Origin of the sequence: Lysinibacillus sp. S1, assembly GCF_044986265.1 — a bacterium.
Lineage (GTDB): Bacteria > Bacillota > Bacilli > Bacillales_A > Planococcaceae > Lysinibacillus > Lysinibacillus capsici.
Genome location: NZ_CP173154.1, coordinates 3,886,013 through 3,902,913, shown reverse-complemented (window position 1 = coordinate 3,902,913; position 16,901 = coordinate 3,886,013). Strand labels below are relative to the sequence as shown.

The following is a 16,901-nucleotide window of genomic DNA, read 5'->3' as shown; positions in this document are numbered from 1 at the left end:
TTCAAGATTATTTTAACTATTTACAGTTGCTTAACAATCCGTTAAACTCGAAACATTCTAAATGTTGAGAGGAGGATTTTATATGACTTTGTCAAAGTTGTTTCATCCATTAGTTTGGATTATTTTAGGTGGAACAATTTTTACACGTATTGCAAGCTTTATGGCAATGCCTTTTTTAGCTATTTATTTACATAATGAAATTCAAGCCTCTCCCTTACAAATTGGATTGACAATTGGTATCGCGCCGCTCATTTCCACAGTAGGTGGATTTTTCGGGGGTTATTTAACAGATCGCTTTGGTAGAAAAAGCGTTATTCTATTAACAATTATCGTTTGGAGTCTTGTGTTCTTTGGCTTCGCAACAGTTCATGCTGTTTGGCTTTTTATTCTATTCAATGCTTTGAATGGACTTTGTCGATCATTTTTTGAACCTTCCACACAGGCATTGATGATTGATTTTACACCTGCCGATAAAAGAAAAAGACTATTTTCCTTACGTTATACAGCCATTAATATTGCAGCGGTTATTGGTCCAATTATTGGCGTGTATATCTCACAGCTCTCCAGTCCAAGTATCCCTTTTATGCTGACAGGGATGATGTATATTATTTACGCAGTCTTTTTATTTTTTGTGTTAAATCGCTATCAAATGCAGCAACCCAAAGCGGTTACACAAACAAAAATACTCAGTACATTCACAATTCTTTTGACAAATCGTGTGCTGCTTAGCTTTATATTGGGTGCCATTTTAATCAATATTGGTTACTCGCAATTTGACTCAACGCTACCACAAATTATCGAATTAAAAATTGATGAAGGTGCGAAACTTTATTCGTTATTAATCTCTCTCAATGCAGCAGTTGTGTTATTACTACAATTACCTATTAGTATAGTATCAGAGCGCTTTTCATCTACAGCAACATTATTAGTAGGTGTACTGTTCTTTGCTATTGGATTATGTATGTTTGGATTCTCCAATAATTATACGCTCTATATCATTGCCATGATTATTTTTACCATAGGTGAAATCTTTGCCTTCCCTACAATGAATGTTATGATTGATGAAATTGCGCCAGATACTCAAAAGGCAACCTATTTAGGTGCTGCACAATTTAAAAATTTAGGTGGCTTTATTGGCCCAATAATAGGCGGTTGGCTCTTGACTCATTATATGAACGCTATGTTTCCAGTCATCGCTGTTCTTGTATTATGTAGTTGTATCTTTTATAGAACAAAAATAGCTGCTCATTAATAAACGCCCCATTGCTATCAAAATAGCTAATTATGCTATCGATAGAATGGGGCGTTTTTTAACTAATAAAATCCTCGTCAGCAGCGACCTCTGCAAAACTAGAATATTGATCCTTACCAGCATTTTTGGATTGATAAAGCGCTTTATCGGCCCGTTCAAATAAGCTCATTTCTGTATCCTCAGCATGATTATAAATGGCTCCGCCCATGCTCACAGACAACACAGACCATTTCTCGCTAGCTTGGCCATCATATCTAACTGACCTTATTTGAGTCAAAATGTCCTCTGCTATGTGCTGCATCTGTTCCTCTGTTGTATCGTATAAAACAATGGCAAATTCATCCCCACCGAAGCGTACAACAAAGCCACTTTGTTTCACAACATGCTTTAAAATTTTCGCTGTTTCAATGAGGATATGATCTCCTTCTACATGACCAAATTGATCGTTTACTTGTTTAAAGTTATCTAAATCAATTAACAATAAACCTGGCACATTCATTTTTCTTTTTCTTAATAAATTATCAATTTTCCTAATATATGTAGCACGGTTGTAGACACCAGTTAGCGGATCGAAGGTAGCTAGGTGTATTGTTTTAGATAAAATTTTATTAATAACTAACAGCATAATAAAGGATGTTAGTAGGGCAATAGACAGTAAGATCCAAAATTGCTTTGTATTTTTTTGGAGAGCTTCCATTTTAGTGAAATTGATAAATTTCACATAGACAATTCTTTTGGATGACTCCCCTCTCACTGTCTCTGCTTCATAGGGCAGAAAACGATGTGTTTCTATATAACCATTGTCTAATGCCTTTTCATACTCAACTGGCTCCATTGTTTTCTTAGCTAGCTCGAAGTATTTTTGAAATTTCTTAGATTGCTCCTGTACAGTGATTCTCTTCGATCTCGAATCATTAAAGAAAACGCCACCTGCATTAATAGCTTGCACATCCACTAAATCAATATACTTACCTATTAAGTACTGTGCAGTTTTCTCAAAATTAAAGGTTTGGAAGACAGGATCATTTAGTAGGTCTATACCTAACTCGAGCAAATATTTCTTATCATGTGTTGCCAGATAGCCAAATTTTCGATATTCACCTGTTGATGTTGAAATATCGAGTCCATCTGTAAAAAATTCGCCACTAGCGCGCCGTTCATCTAATAAAGCAGAAAAACGTTGACAGCAAAGCGAGAAATCCAAGCCAATATCTTTGGCAAAAGTTGTGTAAACTACTGTATTTGATTGATCCACTATGTAAATATCCACACCATGTTTCTTTTTCATTTGCTGCAAATCCCAAGTAGCTACATTAGGGTTTTCATGGTAATAGTTTTTTAGCTGTCTAAGCTCCTGTTCCATTTTGTCTGAAATATTATTATCAAAATAAAAATGGGCATCATCGACAGTTTGCATATCTGTCAAAATATGATTTTCAATTAATAGTTTATTCATGCTCACTTGCTTTTCTATCTCTGTTACCAGTATTTGTCGGTTCACATATGAAATAACAGCAACAAGTATGACTGCAAATGCTATTAGAGATAGTAATAATTTAATACGCAGGTTCTTCATTTAATTGTCCTCTACTTATTTTATACCATCGTCTTTTGGGGAATATTTCAAAATATGATACATTCTATGACTATATCACAATAACTCATTTCATATTATACAGTTACAGTCATATTACTGTATATAAAAATCCCCGATGCTATGTGATGCATCGAGGAATAATATGTTTTAATGATTGTTTTGTAGACCGTTTAGCTCTTCAGCAGTGAGCTCACGATATTCACCTAACGCTAGATTTTCATCTAATTTCAGGCTTCCCATGGAAATACGCTTTAAATATGTTACACGTTTTCCTACAGCCTCAAACATTCGCTTTACCTGATGAAACTTGCCTTCTTGAATCGTTAGCTCTATTTCAGATTGCTGTGCAGACTTTAAGATCACAAGCTTTCCAGGTTTTGTAACATAGCCATCATCTAGCTCAACACCATTTGCAAATTTCTCGGCGTCTTCTTCTGTCACAACGCCTTCAATCTGTGCGTAATAAACTTTTGGCACATGCTTTTTGGGAGACAATAAATTATGAGCTAATTGACCATCGTTTGTTAATAAGAGCAACCCTTCTGTGTCTTTATCTAATCGACCAACAGGAAACGGTTGAAAATGCTGGTGTAATGGCTCTAATAAATCAATGACTGTTTCATCTCTTAAATCTTCAGTGGCAGAAATAACACCAGGCGGTTTATTCATTATAAAATAAACAAATTCTGTATAAACAACGCGCTCTCCAAACACTGATACAATTTGCTTTTCTGGGTCTACGTGTAAAGCTGCATCCTTGACATAATCACCGTCTACTGTGACAGCTTTTTGCTTTAATAGCTGCTTCACTTCCTTACGAGAGCCGTACCCCATATTTGCTAGTAATTTATCTAAACGCATCGTTCCACTCCTATTTCAATCCCAGTTTACTCATAATACGGGTTAATCGTTCACCTAATAGCTTTTGGGCTAAACCTAGGCGTAATGATAAAAAGCCATAAACAGCCGCACCAACACCCGCACAAATAATTGAGAATAGTAATGCTGAGAATTTACTATCAACTGGTCCCATTAGTAATTCCAATAATTTATGCACAATCAGCACGCTAATGGCCATCGCCATTGTCAATAAAGCAATTAGCATGACACGACGCACAACCATTTCTGATCGATAATTCAACGTTTTTCGTAACACAAGCATATTAATGATAATCGAAACACTGTAGCCAATAGCTGTAGCTACTATAGCACCATCAGCCTCTAACCAGCGAATTAAAGGAATATTTAATGCTAGCTTTACGAAAATTCCAGATAATAAGCTAAAAACAATCCACTTTTGAAAATCAATTCCTTGAAGTAAGGCTGCTGTGACTTGAAATAACGCAAATAAAATCGCGACAGGTGCATAATGCGCTAAAATGGTTGCCCCCATTTCGCTTTCTGAATAAAGCATAAAATAAATTTCATTGGCTAATAAAGAAATACCAACCACAGCTGGCAATGTAATAAAGATTAAAATTTGATAGGTCTTATCCATTGCATGGCGGAGCGCTAAATACTCCCCCTGTGTAAAATACTTTGTAATTGTTGGTACAAGCGCCATCGAAAATCCAGTCGCTAGCATAACAGGGATGATAACAACTTTATGTGTCATAAAGTTAATCATTGATAAATAAGTATCTGTTACTTCTGCTAAACCAATGGACGTCATTGCTCCATTAAACGTAAGCATGTCGACTAATTGGAACAATGGATTCGCCACCCCTACAAACACCATTGGGATGGAATAGGTAATCACTTCTTTATAAATATTGGACATTGGTAGCTGTGTGGAAGTCACACTTTGGCTACGTAGTAGATTAAATTCAGGCTGATATTTTTTCCAGTAGTAATAAAGAACACCTAATCCACCGATTGCTCCGATAAATGCAGCAAACACAGCAAAGGAGATGGCTGTCTCTGGTTTTCCTTTAAACACAATCACCACTAGGAAAGATCCACCAAGTAACACAACAATTCGCACAATTTGTTCCACCAATTGTGAAACGGCAGTAGGCTCCATTTTGTCGTAGCCTTGGAAGAAGCCCCGCCATAGACTCATAAATGGCACTACGATTAAGGCAAAACTAACCCATCGTATTACTGAAGCAATTTGTTCAACTGTAAAGACCTGTTCCTCACTCTTAATAACTAGCCCTGCAATTGGCGTAGCAAGTAGAAAGAGGGCAATAAATGCTGCAAAGCCAGTCATCATCATAATAAGAATGCCAGATTTCATCAGCTTGCGACCCGATTGATAATCTCCCATTGCGTTATATTTGGATACAAATTTAGAGACGGCTATTGGCGCACCTGAAATGGCGATTGCCAGCATAATTGAATAGGGAATATATGCATATTGGTAAAGCGCAATGTTCTTCTCGCCAACAATTGCATAAAACGGAAAAATATAAATTAATCCGAGTACCTTCGATAAAAACATCCCCATTGTTAATATCGCAGTACCTTTCATTAAATTGGACATCATACCCATCCATTCATTGTAAAATCAATATTATTATCGTAACACTTCAAAGCATACTTATAAAACTTTTTCGTTTTAAAACAAACGATATGCAAGCGCTGTCACTCTAAGAGCAATAAAGTAAACCAACTGTAATCTTAACATATTTATAGGAAATGAGACGCATAAAAACACCAAAAAGTTCATTCATAAAGAAACTTGATGAAAAAAGGCCTTAAAATAATCGGTGAGGAATTGAACATCCCCACCGATTAGGTATTTCTTATACCATGTCCACAAAGAACTTTTTATACCATACTAGGAATACATAAACTGTCCAAATATAACGACCGCGATTTGCTTTCCCTTCGTAGTGCTCATCTAGATAGCCAACTAATTGTTTTGTATCAAAAAATTCATTTGCAAAGTCAGTTGTAAACATTTCTTTTACCATACTGTAATACTTTTCTTCACGTAACCAGTGGCGAATTGGCACTGGGAATCCGAGTTTCGGACGCTTTGCCCATTCTTCTGGCAATTCCTGATGCGCAGCTTGACGTAGAACATATTTTGTATCGATATCATTCACACGGTATCTTGAAGGAATATTTTTCGCTAATTCCATTACTTCTTTATCTAAAAATGGTACACGTAATTCAATTGAGTGTGCCATACTCATTTTATCTGCCTTTAATAAAATATCACCAGGCATCCAAAGATTTAGATCTAGATACTGCATTTTTGTCACATCATCATCGCCAGGTACTTCATCATAAATACGTTTTGTAATCGATTTTACAGATGGGGCATTTTTATAAGCTGGCTTTAAAACATTAATAGCATCCACTTCATCCCAAACTACCGCTTCCCCAATAAAACGCTCTTCTACTGTTTGAGCACCTTTAATAAGGAAATTCGTGTATTGATTTTTCGGTAGGGCTTCTGCCATTCCACGTAATGTTTTACGAAGACCTAATGGTAATTTTTCGTATTTTTGCATTCTTCCTGAGTTTTGATACCAAGCATACCCACCAAAAATTTCATCAGCACCTTCACCTGATAAAACAACCGTTACATCTTTTGAAGCAAGCTCCGAAAGGAAGTAAAGTGGCACTGAAGATGGATTGGATTGTGGTTCATCCATATGCCATTGAATTTTAGGTAGCGCTTCAAAGCACTCATCTGCGGTAATGTATCTACGTTCATTTTGAATATTCAACGTATCTGATAAATCTTTTGCAAGATTTGTCTCATTGAACATATCTTCATAGTCCGCAAACCCGACTGAGAAGGATTTATCTGGGCGTAATAAAGACGTAATATAACTAGAGTCAATACCACCCGATAAGAATGAACCAACTTTTACATCACTGATTTGATGAGCCTCTACAGATTCTTTAACAGTTGAACGAATTTCTTCAATATATTTTTCGATTGGTGCTTCTTTTGCATGGAATTTTTTATCCCAATATTGCACGATTTGCTTTTGTCCATTTTGTATCAGCATATAGTGAGCTGGTGGTAATTTAAAGACACCTTTAAAGAATGTTTCATCCATAGATGAATACTGGAATGTTAAATAGGGGCGAAGTGCCTGTTTATTTAACTCTTTAATAAATGATGGGTGTGGTAAAAACGATTTAATCTCAGAGCCAAAAATAAACGTACCGTCTGTTGTATGCTCAGAGTAATACAATGGTTTGATTCCAAAGCCATCGCGCGCAATGAACTGTAAATCATTCTTTTTATCCCAAATACAGAAGGCAAACATCCCACGCAGTTTCTTCACAAAATCTACGCCATATTCTACATAGCCATAAATAATGACTTCACTATCTGACTGCGTTTTAAACGTATGACCTTTTTCAATTAAATCTGCACGCAGCTCTTGGAAGTTAAAAATCTCTCCATTAAATACAAGCACGATATTGCCGTCTTCACTATATAATGGTTGATTCGCTACGTCTGATAAGTCAATAATACTTAATCGACGGAAACCTAACGTTACTTTATCGTCACTATGAATACCGCCGCTATCCGGTCCGCGGTGAATAATTGTATTCATCATATTTTCTATCGTCTGATGATGATCAATCACATTTGTTCCATTAATATAACCTATAAATCCGCACATTCTATTTTTCACCTCATAATTTAGTGCATAACCTTTACCATAATAGCACGAAAAGACATTCATTTCATGCTGACAATGCTAATAAAGGAAAACTTTCATTCATCCAATTGTATAACAAAGAATATTGTGTTTCATTCTACTGTATAAGCTCTTCATCCCAAAAGAAGAGATAAAGAATTATAAAACACTTTTCTATTATTTTCAATGTCAAAGAAAGTCCCTCTCTATATAGACTTCATGTATAATAGGAAAGATTCCTAATTTGAACAGAAAGTGAGTTTCTAACTATGTATGATGTAATCGTGATTGGTGGTGGCCCATCTGGTTTAATGGCGGCGATTGCTGCTGGAGAGCGCAAAAAGAAGGTGTTATTGTTAGAAAAAGGCACAAAACTAGGCAAGAAATTGGCCATTTCTGGCGGAGGACGCTGTAATGTTACAAATCGTTTGCCTGTTGAAGAAATTGTGAAACATATACCCGGTAATGGCCGTTTTCTCTATAGTCCATTTACCGTTTATAATAATGAAGATATAATTGCATTTTTTGAAGGGCTTGGTGTCGCCCTAAAGGAAGAGGACCACGGTAGAATGTTCCCTGTATCCAATCGCGCACAAGATGTCGTTGATGCGCTGATTAGACAGCTACAACGTCTTCATATTGAAGTTCGTTTACACACAGCTGTCAGTAAGCTTCTAATGGATGAAGATAAAATTTTGGGTGTACGTCTTGCTGATGGCACCGAAGTCCGTAGTCAAGCAGTCGTTGTAGCTGTTGGGGGCAAGGCGGTTCCACAAACAGGCTCAACAGGTGATGGCTATCCTTGGGCTGAACGTGCGGGTCATACAATCACTACCTTATTCCCAACAGAAGTCCCTGTTATTTCAAAAGAAGATTTTATTCAAGCACGTGAACTACAAGGACTAGCATTGCGTGATGTTGCTGTCTCCGTGCTCAATAAAAAAGGTAAGACACTCGTCACCCATCAAATGGATATGCTCTTTACCCATTTTGGTTTAAGTGGTCCTGCTATTTTGCGTTGTAGTCAATTCGTTGTGAAAGAATTAATGAAGACAGGCTATGAGCCCGTGACAATGCGTATTCAAACACTGGTACATTATAATGAAGAAACATGTCTACAATATTTAAATAAATTAATAAAAGAAGATCCGAAAAAGGCTGTGAAAAATGTTTGGAAAGGCATAGCACCTGAACGATGGCTCTTGTTCTTATGTGAGCGAGCACATATTGATGTTCAATTGACGGGCGCTGAATTATCCCAAGAGAAAATTCGTCAGCTAGCACGTTTACTAGTAAACTTCACGTTAACAGTGAGTGGCACACAGTCACTTGATAAGGCGTTTGTAACAGGTGGCGGTGTCTCTGTAAAAGAAATCGAGCCAAAAACAATGGCCTCAAAGAAAAAAGAAGGACTGTTCTTTTGTGGAGAAATTCTTGATATTCATGGCTATACAGGCGGCTATAACATCACTTCAGCCCTCGTAACGGGACGTATTGCAGGAATGCATGCGGCATTATAATAGGAGAAAAAGCGTGTCCGTGGAACAACGGACACGCTTTTTTAGCTTTCACTAGACATATAAACTTCTTCAAATGGTTGGATAATGACAAAGCCCTCACCAGAAAACGCCATCTGGATGGATTCTCCACTGCCTCGGCCGATAAATGTACGGAAGCTAATATCTGTTTTAAATTCAGGTGTTAAGTTGCCTGACCATGCAACAGTAGCATGCGGATCAGTATATACTGTTTCACCTGGTTTCACTAATAATGTCAGTGGTTCAAAATGAGTTGTAATCGCAACCTTCCCTGTTCCTTGAAGGGTTACATTAAATAAACCACCTGACATGATGCCAGCCATTTTACGCATCAAACGTATATCCCATTCGATGCTAGGCTCAAAGGCAAGTAAATCATTGCCATTGACACAAATACTGTCGTTTTTCAAATCAAAAACAGTTACTTTCTTTCCTTGATCCGCTAAGTAGAGTCTGCCCTTTCCGCTAGCTTTCATCAATTGCGTACCTTCACCCGTTAAAGCCTTTTTAAACATTTTGCCAAGACCATGCTCCAAGACGCGCTCACGTTCAAATTTAATATCACCTGTATAGGAAATCATAGCGCCCATTTTTGACCACACTTCACCGTTTAGATTAACCTCTAATACACGTTCAGTTTCCAATTCAAAATAATCATTCTCATTATCGTCCTGCTGTGTTTTATGAACAAATTCATCTAAAGAAAATTTCCCCATGATTGATCCCTCCCTAATTACTTTATATACGTTGTTCTTTGAGAAAAGATTCAATTTTTAATAGTTTGTTCCTCATCATGAATTTCGTTACAAAATTTCTCTTTTAATTACGAAATCACTTTATTTCCAGTAATGTTATTGACATCAGACATGCGCTGTTATACATTAAACAAAGAAATTACAATTGTTATATAACAATCACTTCAAAAAAATAACTATATAAGTGCCATCCACGAAATGACACCTATATAGTAAATTGAAAGTTCATATTATTGTGTAGCAGATACATCTCCAACATTTTGCGCTGCTTTTAAAGCTGTTTGCTTACGTACATCTGCACGTAACGTTAAGGAAATAATCAACGAAGCTGCGATTAAACCTGCGAATACATAGAATACAGGAATATAGCTTCCGTACGCATTTTTGATTGCACTTACTAACAATGGTCCAAAAACTCCACCCAATGACCACGTTGTTAATAAATAACCATGAATCACACCAAGTTGCTTTGTGCCAAATAAATCACTTGCAAATGCAGGTAGATTTGAGAACCCACCACCATAGCAACTAACAACTAAGAAGATAAGTGCTTGGAAAATAATTACGTTAGTTGTATGTGGTAAAACGATAAATGTGATTAGCTGTGCAGTAAAGAAAATAACGAAAACGTTAGAACGACCGATATAATCAGACACAGCGGCCCAGATTAAACGACCACCACCATTAAATAACCCCATAATTCCTACCATTGCGGCAGCACCTGCTACTGATAGACCGACAATTTCCTGTGCCATTGGTGAAGCAACAGAAATCATCATAATCCCTGCTGTTACATTAACTAAATGCATGGACCAAAGCATCCAGAAGTGCTTTGTTTTAACAGCTTCTCGTGCTGACATAACAGCTAAATCTTTCTTAACTACGTCCTTACCATTATTGGCAGCTGCTTTCATATTAGCAGGCATATAACCTGGCTTAGGTGGTGCTATATATGAAGCCCCTAAAATCATTAACGTGAAGTAACTTGCCCCTAGAATAAAGTATGTTGTAGAAATGCCAACTGCCTCCATTAAGTTGGCTGCGACTGGTGCTGTAATAAGTGCACCCGATCCAAAACCAAGTACGGCCATACCTGTTGCTAGACCACGACGGTCTGGGAACCATTTTACAAGTGTTGATACAGGTGCAATATAGCCAATCCCCATTCCTAATCCACTAAGAACACCATATGTTAACCAATACATAACAACAGAATCCATTGAAATGGCTACACCAGCACCAGCTTGTCCTGCTCCAAATAAGACAGCTGCTACCATCGCCGATTTACGTGGTCCCATTTTTTCTACTAAACTACCAAATAATGCAGCTGAGAAACCAGCTAATCCCATCATAATGGTAAAGGCAATCGTTACCTTTGTTTCACTCCATCCCATTTCTGTGACAATCGGTAGCTTGTATACACTGTATGCATAGGCTCCACCGATTGAAAGGTGAATAGCGATTGCAGATAATGCAATTAACCATCTATTTTTATTCATAAATTCTCATTTCTCCCCTCTTTTGCTACCTGTGAAAATTCTATGAACGTCCATGTAAAACAATTTACCACTTAGAATTATTCAAATGCAAGATGTTTTTCTAAAAAATATTATTTCTCCAAAAAGTTTTTCATTCTTTTCTTAAAAATTAAAATCAAACAAATCTTACAGCCTCTAAGAAAAATGAAGTTTTACAAACTAAAAAATCCGCATATACTAGATTTTATTATTTTTCTACTCTACTTTATCGTTATATATTAATTATTCTTAAATAATTATTTTTGTGTATATATTCACATACTGTTTATGAATAAAATCTTAATTAGAATATCAATTCTATTATTTATCTACAGAAAGAACGTTTTCTTTAGTTTATTTACGCTAGAATTTTTAAGAACAGAAGAGAAATTCGAAACTATTTTCTACAAGATTTTCACTTTTATATGTATGAATAAAAAGCTGATTCCCGTCTTTTATTTCCATATTTTTTATTTTATTTAAAAAATCAATAATACAATCAATGTATATTTCAAATTATTTATTGAAAGTGAAATATTTTTTATTATTCAAATATATATATTAGAGTGCAATTTTCTGGCATATGTACGCCACTACAACAATATAAATCATATTTATCATTTGTTTTGTTATACTACACAATAAAAAAAATACTCTTCAACAAATCTTGTATTACAACAGCTTTGTTATTTATGGTAATTTAGTATAAACTAAGAATTTTTAGCAGGTTTTAAGGTAAACATGCTTATTTTGTAGAATTGGGGTGATGAATGTATAAAAGAAAGCTAATAGCTATCGCTCTTTTATATGTCTATGAAAAATATATCTTTACGTCTAAAAATGTTTATTTTTTCATTTATTATTGTCCTTTTTTCTATAGCAACAAGTGGTGCTATCATGATCCATAACCTTTCGGGTGCATTTGAGAAAGAATTTGGAGCACGAGCCATTGCTATTGCGAGAACCGTTTCACAACTGACAGATGTACAAAATAATGTTGGGAAACCGAATGGATTTGAAGTTATTCAACCCATTGCAGAGAGAATTCGTTTAACAACTGATGTTGATTATATCGTGATTATTGATATGAAGAAAATCCGCTATTCTCACCCTTCTGAGAGCAAACTTGGCACAGTTTTTGAGGGTGGAGACGAAATAGAAGCTTTTTCACAGCATGAATACATATCAAAAGCTCAGGGAGTGCTTGGCTATTCCATCCGTGCATTCGTTCCTATAATGAATGAAGAAGGTACACAACAAGTTGGTGTTATTACAGTTGGGTTACTCACCCCAAAATGGTACAACCTACTAGATGAATATCAATTTGATATATTGATTTCTCTTTTTTGGGGACTAGCTATTGGATTAGGTGGTTCAGTCTGGGTGGCTAATCACCTAAAGCGTCAAACATTTAATTTAGAGCCATACGAAATCGCTCGCTTAGTGGAAGAGCGATCTGGCATTATACAGGCAATGGATATTGGTATATTAGCAACCGACGAAAGAGGTAATGTATCATTTATTAACCGCCTCGCAAGGCAATATACTCATTTCTTTGAACAGAGTATTTCTCGCAAAGAATTATTTAATGGGACATGGCTTGCGGAAGACATTTTACAGCAGCATGAAATATATAGACCTCTACTTATACATGACCAGATGTATTTAGTACGCACCTTCCCTATTCGAATTTTAGATCAAAATGCCGGATATCTTATAATGTTAACGGATCGTAAAGAGGCAAATATGTTAGCTGAAGAATTAACAGGGATTAAAATGCTTGTGGATTCCTTACGAGCTCAACAACATGAATATATGAACCGTTTACATAGTATTGCAGGATTAATTCAACTAGATCGTAATGATGAAGCTCTGAGTCTTATTATTGATGAAATTACGGATGAAGAGGAAATTATACAAATTTTACATGATAAAATACTTGATTACTCGATTCAAGGTTTACTACTTGGGAAGTACTCGCGAGCAAAAGAACTCGGCGTGGAACTGACCATTGATGATGATTCAAAGCTAGCCGATATTATGAGCGGTTTTTCTAGTGGTGATTTGGTAACTATAATTGGAAATTTGCTTGATAACGCGATGGAAGCATGCTTTGAATGTACGTATAAAGATGTACGATTAACGTTAATTGGCGATAAGCATTATCTATATATAGAAGTACAGGATAGTGGCTTGGGGATAATAGGTTTACCGCAACGAATTTTCGAATATGGTTTTACTACCAAACAAAAGGAAGGACATGGTATTGGCCTTGCACTTGTTAAACAAATTGTAGAATCTAATAACGGAAATATACAAGTTGAATCAACGGTCAATATCGGTACAAATATTACTATTGAGGTAGGGGTGATAGAAGAACAATGAGCAAACTTTCAGTTTTTATTGTAGAAGATGATCCAATGGTGCTTGAAATAAATAAAGGTTTTTTAAATAAAATGATTGGTTTTCAGCTTGTAGGCGAATCTATCACTGGTCGTGATGCTTACGAAAAAATTAAAGTGAAAAAACCAGATTTAATTTTACTAGACATGTTTTTACCAGATATGACCGGTATGGATTTATTTTTAAAACTCCGTTCAGAAAGGATTCCCTCAGATATTATTCTGATAACTGCTGCGCGAGATGCACCGACTGTTCAAGAGGCTTTACGATTTGGTGCAAGCGATTATCTCATTAAGCCCTTTCGCTTCGAACGTTTTGAAAAAGCTTTACAGCAATATAAAAATAGCTCTAAATTGTTTACTAATTGCACAGCCTTCAATCAAGAGGATATTGATAGTTGGCTAGGTATACAACAAGAGTCAAATGAATTACCTAAAGGCTTAAACAATTTAACGATGAAACAAATATTAGATTATTTAACAACATATCGAGTAGCTATAACCTCCGAGCAGCTGGCTCAAAATGTTGGAATGGCAAGGGTCACAGTTAGGAAATATTTAGATTTTTTAGCAACTAAAGGAACCGTTAGCATTGAACTACAATATGGAACAGTTGGACGACCAACGAAATATTATTCCATAAAATAGTTAAGCATAAATAGTTATAAAAATAAAAACTCATATAGAATCTGCTATTTTTCTTATTATGCATAGGTTTATGATGCTTTACTATGCACATTAATAAAAGAAAAGTAAGCAGATTCTTTTTTCTCTAGCAATTATCTTGTATTATAACAATTTATCAATATAACTAATTGTTATATATCATAAATACCAAAATGTTCATTATAACCATAATATTGAATATTTATTCGTATAAAATACAATAGAAAGCGTTCACATCTTATACAGTTAGGAGTGAATTAACATGTGGCGTAACCCTATAAAAGTACTTTTCTTAAACTTATGTTTTTTAACCATCCTCATAGGTTGTCAACAGCAGACCTATCCAACTGACAATGAGCAATTAAGTCATGAAGAACAAATTGTCATTCGCTTTTCACATGTTGTTGGTGAAAACACCCCTAAAGGAATGGCAGCAATTAAATTTGCAGAGCTTATTAAGGAACGAAGTAATGGTCATGTAGAAATTCAAGTTTTCCCGAATGGTGTACTGTACAAGGATGGTGAGGAGATGAATGCTCTTTTAAGAGGAGATATTCAGATGATTGCCCCTGCCATTTCAAAAATTACTACGTTTGTACCCGAATGGTCTGTCATGGATTTACCTTATGCATTTAAAAATGCACAAGAAGTTCATACATATGTTGAAAGCGAAGTTGGACAATCATTAATGAAGAGATTAAATAAACACAATCTAATCTCGATGGGCGTATGGGATAGTGGCTTTAAACAGTTAAGTAATAGTATTCGTCCCATCCAAAACTTAACTGATCTACAAGGTTTACGCATGAGAATAATGCCAAGTGATATTTTAGCAGAGCAATTTTCCATTGCCGGTGCCTATCCTAGACGAATTGATTTTAATACGGTCTTCCATCAACTACAAAAAGGCAATGTTGATGGGCAAGAAAATACGCTCACTAATATTACAAGCAAAAATCTACATTCACTTCAAGATTACTTAACTATTAGTAATCATGGTTATCTAGGCTATTTGTTATTAATGAATAATGAATTTTGGAATTCCCTCCCTAAAAATGTACAGGAGCTTTTGATTGATACTCTTGAGGAAGTACAAAAATGGGAGTGGCAACAAGCAGAGAATTTAAGTACGGAAAGACTTCAGGAAATGGAAGCATGTCAATGCATACAAATTCATTATTTAACGGAGGAAGAAATAGAGGATTGGGAGAACGCCTTTAAACCTGTATACGACTATTATGCAGAAAATTATGGTTTTAAATATATTGAGGCACTTCCTAAAAATCAATTTCATTAACTAGGGTTTAAAAGGTTGCCCTTTTAACTATAAATATAAATTTTAGGGGGATATAGAATGAAAAAATGGCTTTTCATGTCATTCATGGCTTTGCTTTTACTAGTACTTGCGGCTTGTGGTGGCGACAAAAAAGAAGCAGCTTCTGCTCCAGCAGCTGAGGGAGATGGTGGCTACACCAAAGAAAAACCTCTTGTTATTAAATTCTCTCATGTAACTTCAATTGATAGTGTTAAAGGTAAAGCAGCTGAGGCATTTGCAAAACTAGTGGATGAAAAAACAGAAGGTAAAGTGAACGTTGAGGTTTATCCATCCTCACAACTATATGGAGATAATGATGAATTAGATGCCTTAGTATCAGGAAATGTGCATATGATTGCGCCTTCTGTAACGAAAATGGTAAAAATCGATCCTCGTTGGCAATATGTTGATATGCCATACCTTTTTGAAAATCAAGAGCATGCTCGTAAGTTCTTTAATTCAGATGTTGCAAAACTGATTCTAGAATCTGACCAACTAGCAGCTAACGATATTAAAGGTCTCGTGTTCTGGGAAAATGGCTTTAAACACTTTTCCAATAACAAACATCCACTTGTGACAGTGGACGATTTTAAAGGACTAAAATTCAGAGCACAAGCAGGTAAAGTTTTAGAATCGCAGTTTAAAGCTTTGAATGCTGGTTCTGCGACCATTGCATTTGGTGAAACGTACGCTGCCTTACAACAAGGAACAGTAGATGGACAAGAAAACACATTTAATAACTTTGATACTCAAAAATATCAAGAAGTTCAAAAATACTTCTCCGTATCTGAACATGGTCGTCTAGACTATGCTATCTTTGTAAACAAAACATTCTGGGAAAAAATACCTTCAGAGCTATTGACAGCAGTTGAAGAATCATTAAATGAGGCAACAACGTTAGCTTGGGATTTAGCTGCGGAAGAAAACGAAAAATCATTCGAAAACATTAAAAACTCTGGTATTGAAGTCCTTGAGCTATCAGATGCTGAAAAAGAAGCCATCAAAAAACAACTGGAACCAGTTTATGAAGAGTTTACTGATGTTATCACAGAAGAACTAATTAATGGTATTCGTGATTTAAAATAAACATGGTTCTTAAAAAAACTTACTATTCCAACAATTAGTTGATGTAAGGAATAGGAAATCGCAACAATTTCTTGGGTATTCTTTGTTAGGAAGTTGCCCGTAGTAGTGAGTTATCGTCAATATCAATAATTTTATTAGTATATCGCTTACTTACAAA

Annotated in this window: 12 protein-coding genes; 6 read left to right on the top strand and 6 right to left on the bottom strand. The window is 35.7% G+C overall.

Annotated features, from left to right (window positions below):
- The first annotated feature begins 82 nt into the window (after nucleotides 1–82).
- On the top strand, nucleotides 83–1,252 hold the full coding sequence (locus ACHZEU_RS19540) for an MFS transporter (RefSeq protein ID WP_004226066.1): 1,170 nt from the start codon (nucleotides 83–85) through the stop codon (nucleotides 1,250–1,252).
- A 58-nt stretch (nucleotides 1,253–1,310) separates the two neighbouring features.
- On the opposite strand, the gene ACHZEU_RS19535 is transcribed toward ACHZEU_RS19540, so the two are convergent.
- From ACHZEU_RS19535 to asnB, 4 genes are all read right to left on the bottom strand, one after another.
- A complete protein-coding gene (locus tag ACHZEU_RS19535) occupies nucleotides 1,311–2,828 on the bottom strand; it encodes a GGDEF domain-containing protein (RefSeq protein WP_279495787.1) in 1,518 nt (505 codons plus the stop codon).
- 168 nt (nucleotides 2,829–2,996) lie between these two features.
- Nucleotides 2,997–3,710: a pseudouridine synthase gene (locus tag ACHZEU_RS19530; protein ID WP_048393477.1), complete on the bottom strand. Its 714-nt coding sequence runs from the start codon at nucleotides 3,708–3,710 to the stop codon at nucleotides 2,997–2,999.
- 10 nt (nucleotides 3,711–3,720) lie between these two features.
- A complete protein-coding gene (locus tag ACHZEU_RS19525) occupies nucleotides 3,721–5,334 on the bottom strand; it encodes a polysaccharide biosynthesis protein (RefSeq protein ID WP_081011001.1) in 1,614 nt (537 codons plus the stop codon).
- Nucleotides 5,335–5,596: 262 nt separating this feature from the next.
- Nucleotides 5,597–7,447, bottom strand: a complete 1,851-nt coding sequence (asnB, locus tag ACHZEU_RS19520; RefSeq protein WP_048393475.1) for an asparagine synthase (glutamine-hydrolyzing) — start codon at nucleotides 7,445–7,447, stop codon at nucleotides 5,597–5,599.
- Between the two features lie 287 nt (nucleotides 7,448–7,734).
- On the opposite strand from asnB, the gene ACHZEU_RS19515 reads away from it, so the two are divergent.
- A complete protein-coding gene (locus ACHZEU_RS19515; RefSeq protein WP_048393473.1) occupies nucleotides 7,735–8,985 on the top strand; it encodes an NAD(P)/FAD-dependent oxidoreductase in 1,251 nt (416 codons plus the stop codon).
- A 41-nt stretch (nucleotides 8,986–9,026) separates the two neighbouring features.
- Here the strand turns inward: ACHZEU_RS19515 and ACHZEU_RS19510 are convergent, their stop codons facing one another.
- Together ACHZEU_RS19510 and ACHZEU_RS19505 are read right to left on the bottom strand one after the other, a co-directional pair.
- The gene (locus ACHZEU_RS19510; RefSeq protein WP_036118779.1) at nucleotides 9,027–9,719 is read right to left on the bottom strand and encodes an AIM24 family protein; all 693 of its coding nucleotides are present in this window, start codon (nucleotides 9,717–9,719) and stop codon (nucleotides 9,027–9,029) included.
- Nucleotides 9,720–9,988: 269 nt separating this feature from the next.
- Nucleotides 9,989–11,257: an OFA family MFS transporter gene (locus ACHZEU_RS19505; RefSeq protein WP_004226054.1), complete on the bottom strand. Its 1,269-nt coding sequence runs from the start codon at nucleotides 11,255–11,257 to the stop codon at nucleotides 9,989–9,991.
- Nucleotides 11,258–12,088: 831 nt separating this feature from the next.
- On the opposite strand from ACHZEU_RS19505, the gene ACHZEU_RS19500 reads away from it, so the two are divergent.
- From ACHZEU_RS19500 to ACHZEU_RS19485, 4 genes are all read left to right on the top strand, one after another.
- Nucleotides 12,089–13,660 carry a sensor histidine kinase gene (locus ACHZEU_RS19500; RefSeq protein WP_254660059.1) on the top strand — a complete coding sequence of 524 codons (1,572 nt, stop codon included), beginning with the start codon at nucleotides 12,089–12,091 and terminating at the stop codon, nucleotides 13,658–13,660.
- Entirely contained in the window at nucleotides 13,657–14,325 is a 669-nt protein-coding gene (locus tag ACHZEU_RS19495) for a response regulator (protein ID WP_066038081.1), read from the top strand. The genes ACHZEU_RS19500 and ACHZEU_RS19495 overlap by 4 nt, the downstream gene beginning before the upstream one ends.
- Nucleotides 14,326–14,605: 280 nt before the next feature.
- Nucleotides 14,606–15,640 carry a DctP family TRAP transporter solute-binding subunit gene (locus ACHZEU_RS19490; RefSeq protein ID WP_066038082.1) on the top strand — a complete coding sequence of 345 codons (1,035 nt, stop codon included), beginning with the start codon at nucleotides 14,606–14,608 and terminating at the stop codon, nucleotides 15,638–15,640.
- A 57-nt stretch (nucleotides 15,641–15,697) separates the two neighbouring features.
- Nucleotides 15,698–16,744, top strand: coding sequence for a DctP family TRAP transporter solute-binding subunit (locus tag ACHZEU_RS19485; protein WP_066038083.1), 1,047 nt, complete (start codon nucleotides 15,698–15,700; stop codon nucleotides 16,742–16,744).
- The last annotated feature ends 157 nt before the right edge of the window (nucleotides 16,745–16,901 follow it).

Excerpts from the sequence above, each read along its gene's own strand:
- ACHZEU_RS19530 (WP_048393477.1), bottom strand. The coding sequence starts at position 3,710 with ATGCGTTTAGATAAATTACTAGCAAATATGGGGTACGGCTCTCGTAAG.
- ACHZEU_RS19490 (WP_066038082.1), top strand. The coding sequence starts at position 14,606 with ATGTGGCGTAACCCTATAAAAGTACTTTTCTTAAACTTATGTTTTTTA.
- ACHZEU_RS19515 (WP_048393473.1), top strand. The coding sequence starts at position 7,735 with ATGTATGATGTAATCGTGATTGGTGGTGGCCCATCTGGTTTAATGGCG.
- ACHZEU_RS19505 (WP_004226054.1), bottom strand. The coding sequence starts at position 11,257 with ATGAATAAAAATAGATGGTTAATTGCATTATCTGCAATCGCTATTCAC.
- ACHZEU_RS19535 (WP_279495787.1), bottom strand. The coding sequence starts at position 2,828 with ATGAAGAACCTGCGTATTAAATTATTACTATCTCTAATAGCATTTGCA.
- ACHZEU_RS19500 (WP_254660059.1), top strand. The coding sequence starts at position 12,089 with ATGAAAAATATATCTTTACGTCTAAAAATGTTTATTTTTTCATTTATT.
- ACHZEU_RS19540 (WP_004226066.1), top strand. The coding sequence starts at position 83 with ATGACTTTGTCAAAGTTGTTTCATCCATTAGTTTGGATTATTTTAGGT.
- ACHZEU_RS19485 (WP_066038083.1), top strand. The coding sequence starts at position 15,698 with ATGAAAAAATGGCTTTTCATGTCATTCATGGCTTTGCTTTTACTAGTA.
- ACHZEU_RS19495 (WP_066038081.1), top strand. The coding sequence starts at position 13,657 with ATGAGCAAACTTTCAGTTTTTATTGTAGAAGATGATCCAATGGTGCTT.
- asnB (WP_048393475.1), bottom strand. The coding sequence starts at position 7,447 with ATGTGCGGATTTATAGGTTATATTAATGGAACAAATGTGATTGATCAT.
- ACHZEU_RS19525 (WP_081011001.1), bottom strand. The coding sequence starts at position 5,334 with ATGTCCAATTTAATGAAAGGTACTGCGATATTAACAATGGGGATGTTT.
- ACHZEU_RS19510 (WP_036118779.1), bottom strand. The coding sequence starts at position 9,719 with ATGGGGAAATTTTCTTTAGATGAATTTGTTCATAAAACACAGCAGGAC.